This window comes from Sphingomonas sp. UV9, from assembly GCF_004101245.1.
Classification (GTDB): domain Bacteria; phylum Pseudomonadota; class Alphaproteobacteria; order Sphingomonadales; family Sphingomonadaceae; genus Sphingomonas.
The window spans coordinates 776,255-795,063 of sequence record NZ_SCIN01000002.1 but is presented as its reverse complement, the minus strand read 5'-3'; the positions used below and the strand labels follow the sequence as shown (position 1 = coordinate 795,063).

Genomic DNA, 18,809 nt, shown 5'->3' with positions numbered 1-18,809 from the left:
CATGTTCGGTTTAGGAACCACCAACAGCCTGACGATGGACAAGCCGCATCCGGACAGTCTTCTGGATACGGGCGTCCAGGGCGTCATCGGCAAGCCGCTCGACCGGATCGACGGTCCGCTGAAGGTCACGGGCACCGCGACCTATGCGGCCGAATATCAGTTCGACGACATGGCCTATGGCGTGCTCGTCGGCACGAAGATCTCGGCGGGCAAGATCGTGTCGATCGACGTCGATGCGGTGAAGAGCATGCCCGGCGTGCTCGAAGTCGTCACCGACTTCGACCAGTTCATCCGCGTATCCGCGCAGGGCGGCGCGACCGATGCGCCGACGCAGGGCGTCAAGGACGTCGCGTTCTTCGGCCAGATCGTCGCGATCGTGCTCGCCGAGAGCTTCGAGGTCGCGCGCGATGCAGCGGCGCGACTGCCCATCGTGTATGACGAGGCGGAGGGCCAGTATGACTTCGCCGCGCACCGCGACGAGACGCGGACTCCACCCGACGATGCCGCGCCTGCGCATTTCAAGCAGGGCGATGTCGACAAGGCGATGGCCGATGCGGCGGTGACGATCGATTCGACCTATGTCACGCCGAGCCAGAATTCGGCGGCGATGGAGCCGCATGCCTCGACCGCGGTGTGGGACGAGGATGGCGCGCTGACGCTGTACGGCGCGTACCAGATGCCGACGTCGGATGCGCAGCAGCTGGCCAAGTCGCTCGGCATTTCGGAGAAGAAATGCCGCATCGTCGCGCGCTATATCGGCGGTGGGTTCGGGTCGAAGCTGGGCATCGCGCCCGAGAGCGTTGCCGCGGCGATCGCGGCCAAGCAGCTTGGCCGTCCGGTCAAGGCGGTGATGTCGCGTCCGCAGGTCTTCGAGGCTACCGTGCGTCGTTCGAATACCGAGCAGCGCGTCCGGCTTGCGTCTGATGCCGATGGCAAGCTGTCGGCGATCGGTCACGAGACGCTCGCGTCGAACCAGTCGACCGAGGATTATTTCGAGCCCGCGGGCATCGGCACGCACCTGTTGTACGGCGGCGAGAACCGGCTGATCACGCATGATCTGGTCGACGTGAACCTCGTGCTCTCAGGCTCGATGCGCGCGCCGGGCGAAGCGGTCGGGATGCTCGCGCTCGAGGGTGCGATGGACGAGCTGGCGGAAAAGCTCGGCATGGATCCGATCGAGCTGCGCAAGCGCAACGATCCGAAGATCGACCCCGAGAAGGACGTGCCCTATTCGTCGCGCAACCTGACACGCGCGCTCGACGAGGGTGCCGCGAAGTTCGGTTGGAGCAAGCGCCAGAAGGCCGGCACGCGGCGCGAAGGCGAGTGGCTGATCGGCATGGGCGTATCGTCTGCCGTGCGCGGCAACATGATGATGGAATCGTCCGCCAAGGTCGAGATCCATCCCGACGGCTCGGCCACCGTGTCGTCGGCGATGACCGATATCGGTACCGGCAGCTACACGATCCTCGCGCAGATCGCGTCGGAGATTCTGGGCATTCCGGTCGCCAACATCACGATGGCGCTGGGCGATACCAACGATCCTCCCGCCGCGGGTTCGGGCGGGTCGTGGGGTGCGGCCTCGTCGGGCACCGCGGTGTATCTCGCCTGCGAGATGCTGCGCGGGAAGCTCGCCAAGGCGATGGACGTCGCGGAAGACGGCCTGACGCTCAAGGACGGCAACGCGATTGGCGACAACCGCTCGACCCCGATCGGCGAACTGGTTGGCAAGGGTCTCGAGGCGACCGGGCATATCAAGCCGGGTAAGCAGGAGAAGGAGACGTCGCAGGCAGGGTTCGGTGCGCACTTTGCGGAGGTCGCGGTCAACGTGATCACCGGCGAGACGCGCATGCGGCGGATGCTGGGGTCGTTCGCGGCGGGGCGTGTGCTCAACGCGAAGACCGCGCGGTCGCAGTGCCTGGGCGGGATGACCTTCGGGATCGGCGCTGCGCTGACCGAGGACCTGATCCACGACTCGCGGACCGGCAAGCTGGTGAACCACGACCTCGGCGAATATCATGTGCCGGCCAATGCGGACGTGCCGCAGATGGACGTGCATTTCGTCGACGAGCGCGACATCCATGCGAACCCGATCCACGCCAAGGGGATCGGCGAGCTGGGGATTTCGGGTGCGGGCGCTGCGGTGGCGAACGCGGTGTATAACGCCACCGGGATCCGGGTGCGCGAGTTCCCGATCACGCTCGACAAGCTGCTGGACCAGTTGCCGGCAGCCTGAGGGCTGGCTGTCGTCAGGTAGCGACTACTCCGAGAAGTACTTCCCCGGCGGAGGCCGGGGCCCAATTGGCAAGGCTTTGATAACGGCGTGCAGCCCGTCGTTATTGCCGTCCCCCAATTGGGCCCCGGCCTTCGCCGGGGTGGTATTGGGTAATGTGCACCGCCCCTCGTCAAACGCACCGCCCGATCCTATCTCAAGCACTCCACCCGAGGATGCCAGAATGAACGAACACGTGATGGATGCGGCGTTTCGGCCGGCGGGGCTTGGCCGCGCGAAGCAGGGCGTTCTCGGGCTGGGACTGGACCGGATCGAGGGCCCCGCAAAGGTAACCGGCGTTGCCGATTACGCGTATGAGGGCACGCCCGAAGGCATCGCCTATGCCGCGATCGTCGGCACGCCGATCGGCAGCGGCCGTATCCTCGCGATCGACGTGAGCGCGGCCGAGGCTTTGCCCGGCGTTATCGCGGTCCTGCATGGCGACCCGCGCATGCCCGCGGGCGAGGCCAATTCGCGCGCGATGCCGCTGTTCGATACCGACGTCATCCTCCACCTCGGCCAGCCGGTCGCAATCGTCGTTGCCGAGGATCAGGCGATCGCGCGCGATGCCGCCGCGCTGGTCGTGGTCCGTACCGAAGCGGGCAAGGACCGGTTCGACGTCGAGGCGCAGCCGGTCGATACCAAGCCCGAGATCGGCTTCCTCCCACCGATCGACAAAGGTGACCTCGACGCTGTGATGGCCGATGCGGCAGTGACGTTCGACCAGACCTACACGACGCCCGTGCATTTCCCCGCCGCGCTCGAACCGCATGCGACTACCGCTTGGTGGGAGGACGGCAAGCTGACCGTGCGCACCAGCAACCAGGTGATCGGCGGCGCGCGCAAGACGATCGCCAAGGCGCTCAAGATCGACGCGGACTCGGTGCGCGTGCTCGCGCCCTATGTCGGCGGCGGGTTCGGCGGGAAGACCGGCGTCGGCGCCGAGGCGATCCTCGCGGCGATCGCGGCCGAGGTCGTCGGGCGGCCGGTGAAGATCGCGCTCCCCCGTCGCCAGACCGCGTACATGGTCCATCACCGCTCGCACACCACGCAGCGTATCCGGATCGCGGCGGACAAGGATGGCGTCATCCTCGGCATGGGGCATGAAAGCGTCGTCGCGCAGAACGACGATGGCGAATTTCTCGAGCCGGTGCCGTTCGGGACGCTCCCGCTGTACCGGGGCGAGGCGCGACGGTTCAAGACCGACCTCGTTCGCGTCGACCTGCCCGCGAGCGGGGCGGTCCGCGCGCCCGGCGAGGCGGTCGGCACGTTCGGCGTCGAGTGCGCGATGGACGAGCTGGCCGAGCAGCTCGGGCTCGATCCGGTCGAGCTGCGCCGCCGCAACGAGCCCGAGACCGATCCGGTCAGCGGCAAGCCCTTCTCCACGCGGCGGATGCTCGATTGCTATGACCAGGGTGCCAAGCGGTTCGGCTGGCCCGCCACGCTACCTGCGCCGGCATCGGTGCGCGAGGGCGAATGGCTGATCGGGATCGGCATGGCGGCCAGCCTGCGCGGTAACTTCACCGTCGAGGCGCAGGCGCGCGTGCGGCTGGAGGCGGATGGCCGCGCAACGGTCGAATGCGACATGACCGATATCGGTACGGGGACGTACACGATCCTCGCGCAGACCGCGGGCGAGATGCTCGGGTTGCCGGTGGCGGACGTGACCGTGCGGCTGGGCGATACCGATTTCCCGCCGAGCGCAGGCTCGGGTGGATCGTTCGGTGCGGGGAGTGCCGCGTCCGCGGTGATGCTCGCCTGCGAGGATATCCTCGGCGAACTCGCGCTCCGGATGAATGCGGCGCCCGAAGAGCTGAGCCTGCACGACGGCTGCGTCAGCGCGGGCGGGCGGCAGGTAAAGCTGGCCGATCTCGTCCGCGGCGAGCCCATCGTGGCGATGGGCAAGACCGGTCCGGGCAAGGAGAGCAAGCGGACCAGCCAGGCGAGCCACGGCGCGCATTTCGTCGAGGTCGCGGTGAACGCAGTAACGGGCGAGACGCGCGTGCGGCGGATGCTTGGCGTGTTCGATGTCGGCCGCGTGCTCAACCGCAAGACCGCGACGAGCCAGATCACCGGCGGGATGGCGTGGGGGATCGCCTATGCGCTGAGCGAAGAGGGCATCGTCGACACGCGGACCGGCGCGTTCGTGAACCCCGATTTCGGCGAATATCACGTCGCGGTGAACGCCGACATTCCGCAGCTCGAGGTGCATTTCATCGAGGAGATCGACGATTCCGCCAATCCGGCCGGCGCCAAGGGGGTCGGCGAGCTTGGCATCTCGGGCGCAGGCGCGGCGGTGGCGAACGCGATCTACAACGCGACCGGGATCCGGGTGCGCGACTTCCCGGTGACGCTCGACAAGCTGTTGGCGGGGTTGCCGGCGGTATAAAATCTGTTCCCCCGCAAAGGCGGGGGTCCAGCGTTTCAGGCGGAGCGTTTGTGGCTCCTGGGTTCCCGCGTTCGCGGGAAAACGAACGAGGTAGAAGATGGCCGAGAACGATAGCGTGATTGCCGCCGCCAAGGCGTGGAAGGGCGAGAGGATGGCGATCGCCACGGTCGTCTCGACCTGGGGATCCGCACCGCGGCCCAAGGGGAGCCATATGCTCGTCCATGCCGATGGCCGGTTCGAGGGTTCGGTGTCGGGCGGGTGCGTCGAGAGCGATATCCTCGCGACCGCCGCGGAGGTGATCGCGGGCGCGCCGTTCCAGGTGCGCAATTACGGCGTGGCGGACGCGGCGGCGTGGGAAGTCGGGCTGCCGTGCGGCGGCGAGATCGCGGTGATGGTGCAGCCGGTGTCGGCCGAGGGGTTCGATCCCGAATTGTTCGACCGGATCGCCGAAGCGCGCGACCAGGGCGATGCGCTGACCGTCACCACCGACCTCGCCACCGGGCATAGCGACGCGCGGCCGGTCGAGACGGGAGAGGTGTTCGTCAACCGCTACGACCCGCCGCGCCGGCTGCTGATCGTCGGCGCGGTGCAGATCGCGCAGGCACTGGCGGGGCTGGCGCGCGAACTCGGGATCGAGACGGTGGTGATCGATCCCCGCGCGCGCTTCCTGACCGAGGAGCGGTTTCCGGGCGTCACGCTCGACGATCGCTGGCCTGACGAGGCGATCGCCGCCTATCGACCGGGGCCGTCGACCGCGGTCGTGACGTTGAGCCACGACATCAAGATAGACGATCCCGCGCTGATCGCCGCGCTCGCCAGCGATGCCGCCTATGTCGGCGCGCTCGGCAGCCGCAAGAGCCACGCGGCGCGCCGGGAGCGTCTGGCCGCCGGAGGTGTTACGGCAGAGAATATCGACCGGATCGATGCGCCGGTGGGGATCGATATCGGCGCGATCGGGCCGTCCGAGATCGCGCTGTCGGTCGCCGCCGCCATGATAGGAGCGTTCCATGATCGCCGCTGAAGACGTCTTTCTCCTCCTGCTCGCCGCGGGTCGCTCCGAGCGGTTCGGCATCCCCAACAAGCTGGAGGTGCCGTTTCTCAACAAGCCGATCGGGATGCACGTCGTCACTGCGTTCGAGGCGATACCGTTCAAGCACCGGCTGGTCGTCACCGACGGCTGCACGCTCGATTTCGCCAGTCACGGCTTCGAAGTGGTGCATAACGACGATGTCGCGTCGGGCATGTCGCAGTCGGTGAGACTGGGCGTGCAGCGCGCGAAGGACGAGGGCGCGGAGGCGGTGCTGATCGCACTCGCCGACATGCCGCGCGTTACCGCGGCGCATATCTACCGGATGCTGGATGCTGCCGACAGCGCGGACGCGGTGGTCGCGTCCAGCGATGGCGAGAAGCCCTCGCCCCCTGCCCTGTTCGGACGCGACCGGTTCGATTTCCTGCTGACCCTCGACGGCGATGCGGGTGCGCGCGATCTGGTGAAGGCCGGGCGGCACGTCGTTACCGCGCCCGCCGAGCTGATCGATATCGACACGCCCGAGGATCTGGACCGGCTGCAGGCGCTGGTCCACGATCCCAAGGCCGCGATCACTCGTGCCTTAACGCGTCGATAGGGTTCATCGCGGCGGCGCGGCGCGCGGGGAAATAGCCGAACACCACGCCGATGACCGCCGAGATAACGAAGGCGAAGATGTTGATTTCCGGCACGAATATCCACTGAACCTTGATCAGCGGCGCGATGATGGCGATCGCGAGCTGCGCGATGACGAGGCCGATGACGCCGCCCAGGCACGACAGCGCGATCGCCTCGACCAGGAACTGCATCAGCACCTCGCGCGCGACCGCGCCGATCGCGAGACGGATGCCGATCTCGCGCGTGCGCTCGGTCACCGATACCAGCATGATGTTCATGATGCCGATCCCGCCGACGACCAGGCTGATCCCGGCAACCGCGGCGACGATGCCGGTCAGCAGCGTCGTGGTGCCGGTCAGCGTGTCCGAAATCTGCTTGGTATCGAAGATGTTGAAGTTGTTGTCCTGCCCCGCCGCGAGATGGCGGCGTTCGCGCAGCAAGTCGGTCAGCGAGGCCTGCACCTGTTGCGTGTCATAGCCCTGATCGACACCGACGAGGATCGCCGCGACGTTTTGGTTGCCGGTGAAGCGGCGCTGGACGGTCTTGATCGGCATCACCACGACATCGTCCTGATCGCCACCGAACCCCGCCTGCCCGCGCGTGCTGAGCGTGCCGATCACGTCGCACGAAATGTCGTTGAGCCGGATCCGTTTGCCGATCGGATCGACGCCGCGGAACAGGTTCTGGATGACGGTGTTGCCGATGATGCAGACCGCCTTGCCCGCGGCTTCCTCCTGCCCGGTGAACACGCGACCGCCGGCGAGCGGCCAGGGCTGGACCTCGAAATAGGCGCCGGTGGTGCCGTTGATCGAGGTCGTCCAGTTGGCGCCGTTGTAGATCGCGGTGGCGCTACGCTGTTCGGTGGGTGCGACCGCGGTCACGCCGGCGATCTGGCGGGCAATCGGATCGATGTCGTCCATCTTGAGCGGCGGCGGCGGCGGTCCGCCACCACCGCGCCCGAACCCCTGGCCGGGACGGATCTGGAGGATGTTGGTGCCGAGCGACGAGATCGACTGTTGCACTGCGGCGGTCGTCGCCTTGCCAAGCGTGACCATCGTCACCACCGCACCGACGCCGATGACGATGCCGAGGATAGTCAGGAACGAGCGCAGCAGGTGCCGGCGGATCGAGCGGAGCGCGAGGACGAGCGTGGTGCCGAACATTAGTGCGTCGCTCCGCTATCGAGGACGCTGACTTGCTGCTCCCCTTCCGCTTGCGGGAGGGGTCGGGGGAGGGACTGACGTACGTACTGGCGTCCGGTCATTGGGGCACCCCCCTCCCCCGACCCCTCCCGCAGGCGGGAGGGGAGACGATAGGTTGTCGTAATGGAGGCGCTCACGACTCCACCCTCTCGCCCTGGTGGTGCTGGCTTTCGATGCGTTCCACCAGGCCGTCCTTGAAGTGCACGACGGTGCGCGCGAACGCGGCCATGTCGGGTTCGTGCGTGACCATCAGCACCGTGATGTTCTTCTCCGCGTTCAGCCGCGTCAGCAGCTGCATGATCTCGATCGAGCGTTCGCTGTCGAGATTGCCGGTCGGTTCGTCCGCCAGCAGCACGTCGGGGCTGGTCACCAGCGCGCGCGCGATTGCGACTCGCTGTTGTTGGCCGCCGGACAGTTCGGCGGGGGTGTGATCCCACCAGTCGGCCAGCCCGACCGTGTCGAGGCTGGCCATCGCCGCATCGCGCCGCGCGCGCTTCTCGTCGCCGCGGTAGAGCAAGGGGAGTTCGACATTTTCCAGCGCGGAGGTGCGCGAGAGCAGGTTGAAGCCCTGAAACACGAAGCCGAGATAATTGCGGCGCAGCAGCGCGCGCTGATCGCGGTCGAGCGTCTCGACATGATAGCCGCGGAAGGTGAACGTCCCCGCGCTCGGCACGTCGAGGCAGCCGAGGATGTTCATCGTCGTCGACTTGCCCGACCCCGACGGCCCCATCACCGCGACGAAATCGCCCGCCTCGATATCGAGGTCGACGCCTTTGAGCGCCTGGAACATCGTCGCGCCGGTGCCGTACGTCTTGGTGACGCCGCGCAGACTTATCAGCGGGGGCGGATTACTGGCCACTGCCCCCACCCTTGCTGGCGCCGCCCGACCGGCGGGCGCTGGTCTTGGTCGTGTCGGTGCCGCTGGCGAGCTGGCCGATGATGATCTGCGCGCCGGGCTGGAGATTGCCCGACAGGACTTCGGTCATCGTGCCGTTCGTGTCGCCGGTGGTGATCTGCACCGGCTGCGGCGTACCGTCGGCGCCCTTGATGTAGATCGTCTGCTGCGATCCGCGATCGAGCGTCGCGGTGCGGGTCGCGCCGCCGCGCTTCGGCCGGAAGGTCAGCGAGCCGGCGATACCGCCGCCCGAGTCCTTCGCGCCGTCCGCACTCGGCTTGAAGCGCAGCGCGGCGTTGGGGACGAGCATCACGTTGCGCTTGTCCGAGGTGACGATGTCCGCGGTCGCGGTCATGCCGGGCCGCAGCGTCAGCGACGGATTGGCGACGGTCAGGTCGGCGGCGTAGGACACCACCTGCCCGGTGGACGTCGTCGTGGTCGTCGTCGACGTCGTCGCCGAGCTGACGGTCAGGTTCGAGCCGAGATCCACCCGCGTAATCGTCGCCGGGAAGGTCTGGCCGGGGAACGCGTCGACGGTGAAGCTCGCCTTCTGGCCGACCTTGACCTCGCCGACGTCCGCCTCGTCGATCGCGACCTCGAGCTTCATCTTGGTGAGGTCTTCGGCGATCACGAACAAGGTCGGCGTGTTGAACGACGCGGCGACGGTCTGGCCGGGATCGATCTGGCGCGCGAGCACCACGCCGGTCACGGGCGAGCGGATGATCGCGCGCGCGCGCTGCGTCTGGTTCTGTGCGAGCGCGGCGCGGCTGGCGACGACGTTGGCCTCGGCGACCTTTTGCGCGGCGACCGCACGCGCGTAATCGGCGCGACCGGTCTGGAGCTCGGTCTTCGACGGCACGCGGCCCCCCGACAGGCGCGAGACTTCCTCGAGGCGGTTCAGCTGCGCGCGAGATTCGGAAACGGTGGCCTGCGCCTGCGCGACCTGCGCCTGGTTGGCGGCAAGCTGTGCGCTGGTCTGGCGGATCTGGTCGTCGAGCTGTTCGGGATCGATCAGCGCGAGCGGCTGGCCTGCCGTGACGCGGTCGTTGACGTCCACCACCACCTTGGTGACGAGCCCCGACAGCTGCGAGCCGACCGTGACCTGAGTCGTCGGGGCGAGCTTGCCGGTGGCCGAGACGGTGACCGTCAGGTTGCCGCGCGCCGCGGCCTGCGTCGAATATTGCGTCTGTTCCTTCGCGCCGAAGCAGCGGGCGAGCAGCAGGCAGAGCAGCACGACGCCCACCGCGATCGCGACCCACTTTACATAGCGTTTCCAGGGGGCCTGCGGCTTTACGCCGAGGAAGTCGTCGATCGATGCGTCGGCCATCAGCGTGCCTCTGGATTGGTTGGCGCGCGAACCGGCGCTTCTGGAATAACGGTCGAATCCCAGCCGCCGCCGAGCGCCGCGTACAGCGCGATCAGCGCGGTCGCGGCGTCGGCGCGCGCCTGCGTTGCGCCGTTGCGTGCCGACAGGAGCGCGGTTTCCTGCTGGTTGAGCGTGGTGAAATCGGTGAGGCCGGTGCGATACTGGCTGCGGCTCAGGATCGCGGAATTGTTCGAGGCGTCGAGTGCGATCGCGAACTGGCGCTCGCGTTCCTGCGCGGTCTGCAGCGCGACGACGGCGTTCTCGACATCCTCCAGCGCGGTCAGGACGGTCGACTTGTAGAGCGCGAGCGCGCCGTCGGCGGCGGCTTCGCTGGTGCGGACCTGCGAGCGGAGACGCCCGCCGTTGAAGATCGCCTGGGTCAGTCCCGCGAACAGGCTGCCGGTGATCGCGTCGCCGATGCTGCCGATCGACGTCGCGTTGGTGTTGAGGTTGCCGGTGATCGCGAGCGCCGGGTAGAGCTGCGCCTTGGCCACGCCGATCCGCGCGGTGGCCGCGGCAAGCGCGCGTTCGGCCGAGCGGATATCGGGGCGCTGGCGCAGAGTGTCGCCGGGGATGCCGACGCCGACCGCAGCCGGGCCGGTCGGGATCGCCTTGACCGGCGCCATCAGCGGGCGGAGCGCGCCGGGCGCCTGCGCGGTCAGCACGCCGATCCGCGCGACCGCGGCGGCATATTGCTGGTCAAGGCTCGGGATCGTCGCGGCGGTCTGCGCACGCTGGGCGCGGGCCTGTTCGGCGTCGACGCTGGAGACGAGCCCGGCCTGGACGCGGAAGCCGGCGATTTCGAGATTGTCGTCCTGGATCGCGAGCGACGCGCGGGCATTGGCGAGTTGCTGCTGATAGAGCCGCGCAAGGACGTAGTTGCGCGCGACCTCGCTCTCGACCGAGATGAGGACGGTGGCATAGTCGTAGCCAGAGGCCGCATAGTCCGCACGGCTCGCCTCGACGGTGCGGCGGATCTCGCCGAACACGCCGACCTGGTAGCTGGCGCTGGCGCCGAGCGTGAAGCTGTTGGCGCCGCCGCCGCCGGTGTCGACGACGGTGCCATCCGGCAAGGTGAACGAGCGTCCGCCGCCGCGGACATTCTCGTTGCGCTGATAGCCACCCGAGCCGCTGACCGTCGGCAGCAGCGAGGCGCGGTTCTGGATCAGGCTTTCGCGCGCCTGGCGGAGGCGGGCGACCGACTGGGCGATATCGAGATTGGCGGCCGCGGCCTGTTCGACGAGCTGGCCGAGCACGGGGTCGTCGAACTTCTGCCACCAGCGGGTGAGGTCTTCGGGCGTGGTCTCGGGCGTGACCGAATAGGCGTCGGGCACGCCGAGCTCGGCGGCGACCTTCGGGTGGTAATCGGGGCCAACGGTGCAGCCCGCCAGCAGCACTGGTGCGATGAGGAGGGCGCGGACGCGGAACATGGACGGCAGGCATGGCCACCGGGGGTTTGCTAGTCCAGCGGTTTTGTGTCGCGAGGTGTCGCAAGCGGGGTGGGTGTTGGGTTTGGGTGTGGGTTTGGTGCGGAAACTGCCACTACCACGACGGAGGCCGGGGCCCAGTTGGGCGAACGGACTTCGCAGAGCGCGGTCTTTGATTACTGCCACCTTTCCAATTGGGCTCCGGCCTTCGCCGGGGTGGTGTTGGGGGGGGGCGTCGATTGTGGTTTCATGTGCTGCTCCCTCGCGGATGCGGGGGTCCAGGGTTACACACGCGGGGCTGCTTGATCCCTAGGCGCCCGCTTTCGCGGGAGAGCAGCACTTGGTAAGAGGACTCGCGCAGCAGAAATCGGATCGCACCCGTTCCAATTTTGCAGTGCAGCGGAACGTAGCGCCATGCCCAGGGGTTGGACGATCATGCTAGCCGAACGCCAGCCCGCGACTGAAGTCCTCGCGCCGCCGCCTGTCGTGCCCAGCGATGTCAGCCTGTTTTTCGATTTCGACGGGACGCTCGTCGATCTCGCCGCGACGCCCGATGCGGTCGTCGTCGATCAACGGCTGCTCGACGCACTCGACATCCTTGCCGACCGATTCCCCGGTCGCGTCGCGATCATCAGCGGGCGGTCGATCACGCAGCTCGACGCGATGCTCGGGCGTCATGCGCAGCTGTTCGCGGTGGCGGGCAGCCACGGCGCCGAGCGACGCACGCTGCAGGACGGCCATGTCGCCGCCGAACGCCCGGCCTCGCTCGAAGCGGCGGCGGAGAGCTTCAGGACGTTCGCCGACGCCAATGGTCTCGTCTACGAAGCGAAGAGCCTTGGCGCGGGCCTGCATTACCGCATGGCACCAGCGTTCGAACCCGACGCCGTCGCGCTCGCCGAACACCTCTCCGCCACGCACGGCCTTACGCTGCAGCGCGGCAAGATGATGGTCGAATTGCGCACCCCCGGCGACAAGGGTGCCGCGCTTCGCCAGCTGATCGCCTCCCCTGAGATGGCGGGCAGCACGCCCTATTTCTTCGGCGACGACGTCACCGACGAGGACGGCTTCGAGGTCGCGCATGATCTGGGCGGCGTCGGTGTCTTGATCGGCGACCCGCGCCCTACCGCTGCCACCTACCGTTTAGACGACGTCGCCGCGCTCCGGCGCTGGATCGACGGCATATTGGAATGATGATGACCCCACTGACCCAAACCGCCGACATGAACCTCTGGCCGATCGGCAATTGCCAGGTCTCCGCGTTGGTCGACAAGACCGGCAGCTTCGTCTGGGGCTGCGTGCCGCGCGTCGATGGCGACCCGGCGTTCTGCGCGCTGCTCGGCGGCGATGCGCCCGAGACCGGCTTCTGGGCGATCGAGATCGAGAACACCGCCAAGACCACGCAGGCGTATATCCGCAACACGCCGATCCTGGTGACGCGGCACGAGGACGGAGCGGGCAACGCGGTCGAGGTGATCGATTTCTGCCCGCGGTTCGTCCGCGAAGGCCGCACCTATCGTCCGACCAGCTTCGTCCGGATCGTCAAGCCCGTCGCGGGCTCGCCGCGGATCCGCATCCGCATGCGGGTCGCGACCAACTGGGGCAAGCCGACCGCGCAGACGCACGGCTCCAACCATATCCGCTTCCTGATGGCCGACCAGACGCTGCGTCTGACGACCGACGCCCCGGTCGGGCATATCGTCGATGAGAACTGGTTCCGGCTCGAGCGGCCGATGTACCAGTTCCTCGGCCCCGACGAGAGTTTTGCGGGCGTGCTGAGCGAGGCGGCCGAGGCGATGCTGTCGCGGACCAAGGACGAGTGGCGGCACTGGGTGCGCGGGCTGGCGACGCCGGTCGAATGGCAGGACGTCGTCATCCGCGCGGCGATCACGCTGAAGCTGTGCCAGCACGAGGAAACCGGCGCGATCGTCGCGGCGCTGACCACCTCGATCCCCGAGCATGAGGGGTCGGAGCGCAACTGGGACTACCGCTACTGCTGGATCCGCGACGCCTATTATACCGTGCAGGCGCTGAACCGGCTGGGCGCGCTCGACGTGCTCGAAGGGTATCTCGAATATCTGCGCAACATCGTCGACGCGTCGAAGGGCGGCCATGTCCAGCCGCTGTACGGCGTCGGCGGCGAGGCGGTTTTGGTCGAGCGGATCGAAGCCGACCTGCCCGGCTATCGTGGCATGGGCCCGGTCCGCGCCGGCAACCAGGCGTATGAGCAGATTCAGCACGACGCGTACGGCCAGATTATCCTGTCCGACGTGCAGGCGTTCTTCGACAAGCGCCTGTTCCGGATGTCGAGCGCGGAGGACTTCAAGAGCCTCGAACTGGTCGGCGACCGTGCGTGGGAAACCTATGACAAGCCCGACGCGGGGCTGTGGGAGCTGCGCACCAAGGCGCACGTCCACACCTATTCCGCAGCGATGTGCTGGGCGGCGTGCGACCGGCTCGCCAACGCTGCCGAAGTGCTCGGGCTGACGGATCGCCGGACATTCTGGCAGGACCGCGCCGACACGATCCGTACCACGATCGAGCAATCGGCGTGGCGCGAGGATACGCAGCGTGTCTCGGCGACGTTCGGCGGCGACGATCTCGACGCGAGCCTGATCCAGCTGCTCGACCTGCGCTTCTTCGCGCCCGACGATCCGCGCTTCCAGTCGACGCTGAAGGCGGTCGAGGAAGGGCTGCGGCGCGGCAGCCACATGCTGCGCTATGCGACCGAGGACGATTTCGGCCTGCCGCATACCGCGTTCAACGTCTGCACATTCTGGCTGATCGAGGCGCTGCATGCGACCGGCCGGACCGCCGACGCGCGGGCGCTGTTCGAAGAGATGGTCGCGCGCCGCACCCCTGCGGGCCTGTTGTCGGAGGATATCGATCCGGCGACCGGCGAGCTGTGGGGGAATTATCCGCAAACCTATTCGCTGGTGGGGCTGATCAACTGCGCGGTCCTGCTTAGCAAGCCGTGGAGTGCCGTACGATGAGCCGCCTCGTCGTCATCTCGAACCGCGTCCAGTCGGTCGACGCGCCCTCGGGCAACCAGGGCGGCCTCGCGGTCGCGCTGCTCGCCGCCTTGCGCGAAAAGGGCGGCGTGTGGTTCGGCTGGTCGGGCGCGACCACCGAGACCTTTACCGGGCACATCAATTTCCAGCAGGGCAAGGGCGTCACGACCGCGACGATCGACCTGGAAGAGCAGGATTTCGACGAATATTATAACGGCTATGCGAACCGGACCTTGTGGCCGCTGTTCCATTACCGGATCGACCTGACCGAGTTCGAGCGCGATTTCTCCAGCGGCTATGCGCGGGTCAACAAGCGCTTTGCCGAGACGGTCTTGCCACTGATCGAGCCCGAGGATCTGGTGTGGGTCCACGATTACCATCACGTCCCGCTCGGCCAGGAGCTGCGCAAGCTCGGCGTCGAGAACAAGATCGGGTTCTTCCTCCATATCCCGTGGCCGCCGATGGCGATGCTGTTGTCGCTGCCGAGCCACCGCCAGCTCGTCGAATCGATGTTCGCGTACGACGTGATCGGGTTCCAGACGCAGGACTGGCTCGACAGTTTCCTGCATTACGTCACCAGCCAGCTCGACGGCGTGGTCGGCAAGGATGGCTGGGTCACGGTCGGCGCGCGCACGATCAAGGCGATCACGACGCCGATCGGGATCGAGACCGCGGACTTCGAGAAGTCGGCGAACAGCGACGCGGCGCGGCACTCGAAGGAGCGGATGTACATGTCGGCGACCGGGCGCAGCCTGATCGTCGGCGTCGACCGGCTCGATTATTCGAAGGGCCTCGCCGAGCGGTTCGCCGGGTATGAGCGCTTTCTCGGGTCGCATCCGGACCGGCTCGGGCTGGTCTACATGCTCCAGATCGCGCCGCCGTCGCGCGAGAAGGTCGATACGTACCAGGAGATCCGCGCGAACCTCGATTCATTGTCGGGGCGGATCAACGGTGAATATTCGGATATCGACTGGACGCCGATCCGCTACGTCAACCAGGGCTTTCCGCGGGATGTCTTGGCGGGGATCTACCGCGCGGCGCGCGTCGGGCTGGTGACGCCGCTGCGTGACGGAATGAACCTGGTCGCGAAGGAATATGTCGCGGCGCAGGATCCCGAGGATCCGGGCGTGCTGATCCTGTCGCAATTTGCTGGGGCGGCGGCGCAGCTGAAGGATGCCGTGCTGGTCAATCCGTACAGCCCCGAAGAACTGTCCGACGCGATCGGGCGGGCGCTGACGATGCCGCTCGCCGAGCGCAAGGAGCGTTGGGAAAAGCTGATCGACAATGTCCGCAAGGAAGACGTGATGTGGTGGTGCGAGCTGTTCATCACCGCGCTTGAGGCGGTGCCGGAGAACGTCGAGGCCTGAGCCGCCTCCCCAATCACACCGTCATCCCGGACTTGTTCCGGGATCCACCGTTGTCTGAGCTTATCAACCGTTGATTGCGCGGAAGAGTGGATGCCGGAACAAGCCCGGCATGACGGGGTAATTAGATCGAAGAACAGCCCACCGGATCCGCAGCCATCAGCAGGCGCCCGCGCGGCATCGCCTCCGGCATTTCGTCGCGGATATACTTCAGCACCGCCTCGCGGACGTCACAGCGCAGGTCGAACGCGATCGCTGCGTCCTTCGCGGTCATCAACCCGCGCAGTTCGATGCAATCTGCTTTCACGTCGGTGACTTGGAGATTGTAGAACCTCTTGTCCCAACGCGGGTTCGCCGTGATGATCTCGCCCAGCTTCTCGCGCAGGCGCGGGACGTCGGTCGACGGGTCGAGATACCAGAACACCGAGCCCATCAGCTGGCTCGTCTCGCGCGTCCAGTTCTGGAAGCTCTGCTCGAGGAACTTCGACACCGGCACGACGAGGCGGCGTTCGTCCCAGATCTTGATGACGACGAACGTCAGGTTGATCTGCTCGACCCGGCCCCACTCGCCATCGACGATCAGCACGTCGTCGATCCGGATCGGCTCGGTGAACGCCATCTGCACGCCGGCGATCAGGTTCTTGAGCGCGGGCTGCGCGGCGGCACCGACGACGAGGCCGGCAATACCCGCGGACGCCATCAGCGTGACGCCGATCGAGCGGATGCCGGGGACGCTCAGCAGCATCAGGCAGACGGTGATGAAGATGATGAAGAACGTGCCGATCCGCCCGAGGATCGCGGCGCGCGTGCGCTTCCGCCGGGCGCGCAGATTGTCCTCGACCGAAATGTCGGCGCGGATCTCGATCACGTCCTGGAACGCGCGGAGCGCCGCCACCGCGAGCCAGCCGAGCAAGGCGGGGACGAGGAAGCCGAGCAACTGCTTCCACAGATCCTCGACGTCGTTGTCCATCGGTAGCACGCGCGCGACGAACGCGACCGACACCGCGACGAACACCGCGCGCAACGGGCGACGGACGCGTGCGAGGACGAGGCCATCCGTCTTGGCGGTGGTGCGGCGCTGGGCGTGCCCGGCGATCCGCATCGTCAGCCAGTGCGCGATCAGCGCAAAGAGGACGGCAGCCGAGACGACGGCGACACTTTCCAGCCAGACCCATTCTGTGGGTATGTGGAGCGATCTGAACATGCGCATCGAAGCGCAACGGTACAGGGCCGCCAATGTTCCGCTGCAGTGCAGCATAATACGTCTGCTATCGGGGCTGTCATACGGAACGCTTTTTTCCTGCCACACTTCGTGCGTAAGTCGGCGCCCATGAAGGCCATCATCCTTGCTGCCGGCCACGGATCGCGGTTGCTGCCGTTGACGCTGACCACGCCGAAATGCCTGGTGCAGGTCGGTGGCCGCGCGATCCTTGACCACCAGCTCGACGCGGTCGCCGCGGCGGGGTTTGCCGGCGCGGTGATCGTCGGGGGCTACCGGATCGACCAGATCGCCGCGCATCTGGCGGCCCGGGTCTCCGGGCGCGAGAGCGAATTCCCGACCGAGCTCGTGTTCAACCCGTTCTGGTCGACCGCCAACAGCATCGGCAGCGTCTGGGCGGCGCGCGCGTATCTGGACGCGCCGTTCGCGTTGATGAACGGCGACACGGTGTTCGACGCGCCGATCCTGCGCGCGGCGGTCGCCGATCCGGTTCAGGGCGTGAAGCTGGTGATCGAGCCACTCGCCGAGGCGGGGCTCGACGACATGCTGGTCGAGGCCGACGGCGACCGGATCGTCGCGGTCGGCAAGCATCTGGTCGGGCACGAGGCGACCGCGCGCTCGCTCGGGCTCATCGTGTCGACCGGCGGGACGACCTATGCCGACGCGTTGCGCGCAGTGATCGGCGAGGAGGACGGCATCCACGCCTATCATCATGCCGTCGTCCGCCGCGCCGCCGAGACGGTCGGCGTCCACGCGCTGCTGATTGCGGCCGACGCGCGCTGGCAGGAGATCGACCGCCCCGAGGACATCGCGCAGTGGCAGCACGATCATGATGCGCTGGCCGGAGACGGGTCGCTCGCATGACGCGGACAGTCGCGTTCCTGTTTCTCGGCGAGACGCTGCTGATCCCGCATCTTTATCCGATCGTCGAGGCGCTTGCCGCCGCGCCGGACGTGCGGACCGACTTGTGGGTCAGCACGTCGGTGCATGAAACGTTGCTGGGACGCTGGACCGCCGCCTTCCCCAATGTCCGCATCCGCCGTGCGCCAGGATTTCGGCAGGTGGCCGACGACGGCAGCGGGCGCAATCCGGTGCTGCCGGCGAAGATGCCGATGCTGGTGCGACTGCTCCCGTATCTGCGCAGCGCCAGCGTCGTGGTGTGCGCGGAGCAGACGAGTCTGTGGCTGCCGCGGCTGTTTCCGATGCGCGCGAAGTTCGTGAAGACCTCGCACGGCGTCGGATCGATGAGCGCGCGCGACGATCCGCGCAGGCGGGCGGCGGCGTTGACGCTAGTGCCGAGTGAACTGGAGCGGCAAACCTATCTCGATCGTGGGTTCGCGCCCGATAAGTTCGTCGCGACCGGCTATGTGAAGGCGGATTTCACGCACCGGACGCACGCATCGCCGCCGTTTGCGGATACGCGCCCGGTCGTGCTGTATGCGCCGCACTGGCAGCAGCATCGCTCGTCCTGGTGGCGCTGGGGCGCGGAAATCGTCCGGCGGATCGTCGCGGACAGGCGCTACAACCTGATCTTCGCGCCGCACCAGCGATTGATCGAGCGCGCACCCGAGGTGGCGACGGTGATGCGCGAGATCGCGGGGGTGCCGCATGTTCACTGCGACATCGACGGGTTCGCGATGGTCGACGGGAGCTATACCGGCGTCGCCGACGTATATCTGGGCGATACGTCGAGCCAGGTGATCGAGTTCCTGATGCGGCCGCGGCCTTGCGTGTTTCTCAATGCGGGGGGGGCTGCCTGGCAGGGTGATCCCAACTACGCGATGTGGGCGTGTGGCGAGGTGGTCGACGACGTTGCGGACGTGGTCGCGGCGGTGGAGCGGGCGGCGTTGATGCACGCGGCGTATGCGGCGGTGCAGGCGGACTTTGCCGCGCGGTCGTTGGGGGCTGTCGAAGGGGGCGCGGCGCGGGCGGCGGGGGAAATCCTCAAGCTGCTCGACGCGTAAATTCGTTTCACACCCCAGCACCACCCAGGCGAAGGCCGGGGCCCAATTGGGGGACGTAGCT

The 18,809-nt window shown here is 67.3% G+C and carries 14 protein-coding genes; 9 read left to right on the top strand and 5 right to left on the bottom strand.

Annotated features, from left to right (window positions below; translation table 11 throughout):
* The first annotated feature begins 1 nt into the window (after position 1).
* From EQZ23_RS10025 to EQZ23_RS10010, 4 genes are all read left to right on the top strand, one after another.
* Positions 2-2,233: a xanthine dehydrogenase family protein molybdopterin-binding subunit gene (locus EQZ23_RS10025; protein ID WP_128454276.1), complete on the top strand. Its 2,232-nt coding sequence runs from the start codon at positions 2-4 to the stop codon at positions 2,231-2,233.
* A gap of 220 nt (positions 2,234-2,453) precedes the next feature.
* A complete protein-coding gene (locus EQZ23_RS10020; RefSeq protein WP_128454275.1) occupies positions 2,454-4,658 on the top strand; it encodes a xanthine dehydrogenase family protein molybdopterin-binding subunit in 2,205 nt (734 codons plus the stop codon).
* 97 nt (positions 4,659-4,755) lie between these two features.
* Entirely contained in the window at positions 4,756-5,679 is a 924-nt protein-coding gene (locus EQZ23_RS10015; RefSeq protein ID WP_128454274.1) for an XdhC family protein, read from the top strand.
* Positions 5,666-6,283 (top strand): nucleotidyltransferase family protein, encoded by a 618-nt coding sequence (locus EQZ23_RS10010; RefSeq protein ID WP_128454273.1) that lies wholly within the window; start codon positions 5,666-5,668, stop codon positions 6,281-6,283. The genes EQZ23_RS10015 and EQZ23_RS10010 overlap by 14 nt, the downstream gene beginning before the upstream one ends.
* Here the strand turns inward: EQZ23_RS10010 and EQZ23_RS10005 are convergent.
* The 4 genes from EQZ23_RS10005 to EQZ23_RS09990 form a co-directional block, all read right to left on the bottom strand.
* On the bottom strand, positions 6,258-7,466 hold the full coding sequence (locus EQZ23_RS10005; RefSeq protein ID WP_128454272.1) for an ABC transporter permease: 1,209 nt from the start codon (positions 7,464-7,466) through the stop codon (positions 6,258-6,260). The genes EQZ23_RS10010 and EQZ23_RS10005 overlap by 26 nt on opposite strands.
* 172 nt (positions 7,467-7,638) lie before the next feature.
* Entirely contained in the window at positions 7,639-8,295 is a 657-nt protein-coding gene (locus EQZ23_RS10000) for an ABC transporter ATP-binding protein (protein WP_128454727.1), read from the bottom strand.
* 58 nt (positions 8,296-8,353) lie between these two features.
* Entirely contained in the window at positions 8,354-9,727 is a 1,374-nt protein-coding gene (locus tag EQZ23_RS09995) for an efflux RND transporter periplasmic adaptor subunit (RefSeq protein WP_128454271.1), read from the bottom strand.
* On the bottom strand, positions 9,727-11,196 hold the full coding sequence (locus tag EQZ23_RS09990) for an efflux transporter outer membrane subunit (protein ID WP_128454270.1): 1,470 nt from the start codon (positions 11,194-11,196) through the stop codon (positions 9,727-9,729). Before EQZ23_RS09990 ends, EQZ23_RS09995 begins: the two co-directional genes overlap by 1 nt.
* Positions 11,197-11,628: 432 nt before the next feature.
* Here EQZ23_RS09990 and otsB point away from each other — a divergent pair, with 432 nt between their 5' ends.
* From otsB to EQZ23_RS09975, 3 genes are read left to right on the top strand one after another with little or no spacing between them, the layout of a single operon-like run.
* Positions 11,629-12,384, top strand: a complete 756-nt coding sequence (gene otsB, locus EQZ23_RS09985; protein ID WP_128454269.1) for a trehalose-phosphatase — start codon at positions 11,629-11,631, stop codon at positions 12,382-12,384.
* 2 nt (positions 12,385-12,386) lie between these two features.
* Complete coding sequence (locus EQZ23_RS09980; RefSeq protein ID WP_128454268.1) at positions 12,387-14,183, top strand: glycoside hydrolase family 15 protein; 1,797 nt, start codon at positions 12,387-12,389, stop codon at positions 14,181-14,183.
* On the top strand, positions 14,180-15,568 hold the full coding sequence (locus EQZ23_RS09975) for a trehalose-6-phosphate synthase (protein ID WP_128454267.1): 1,389 nt from the start codon (positions 14,180-14,182) through the stop codon (positions 15,566-15,568). The genes EQZ23_RS09980 and EQZ23_RS09975 overlap by 4 nt, the downstream gene beginning before the upstream one ends.
* 121 nt (positions 15,569-15,689) lie before the next feature.
* Here EQZ23_RS09975 and EQZ23_RS09970 read toward each other — a convergent pair whose 3' ends face one another.
* Positions 15,690-16,775, bottom strand: coding sequence for a mechanosensitive ion channel domain-containing protein (locus EQZ23_RS09970; RefSeq protein WP_128454266.1), 1,086 nt, complete (start codon positions 16,773-16,775; stop codon positions 15,690-15,692).
* Between the two features lie 120 nt (positions 16,776-16,895).
* Between EQZ23_RS09970 and EQZ23_RS09965 the strand changes: the two genes are divergently transcribed.
* Both EQZ23_RS09965 and EQZ23_RS09960 read left to right on the top strand, forming a co-directional pair.
* The gene (locus tag EQZ23_RS09965) at positions 16,896-17,648 is read left to right on the top strand and encodes an NTP transferase domain-containing protein (protein ID WP_128454265.1); all 753 of its coding nucleotides are present in this window, start codon (positions 16,896-16,898) and stop codon (positions 17,646-17,648) included.
* Entirely contained in the window at positions 17,645-18,748 is a 1,104-nt protein-coding gene (locus EQZ23_RS09960) for a hypothetical protein (RefSeq protein ID WP_128454264.1), read from the top strand. Before EQZ23_RS09965 ends, EQZ23_RS09960 begins: the two co-directional genes overlap by 4 nt.
* Positions 18,749-18,809: the final 61 nt, after the last annotated feature.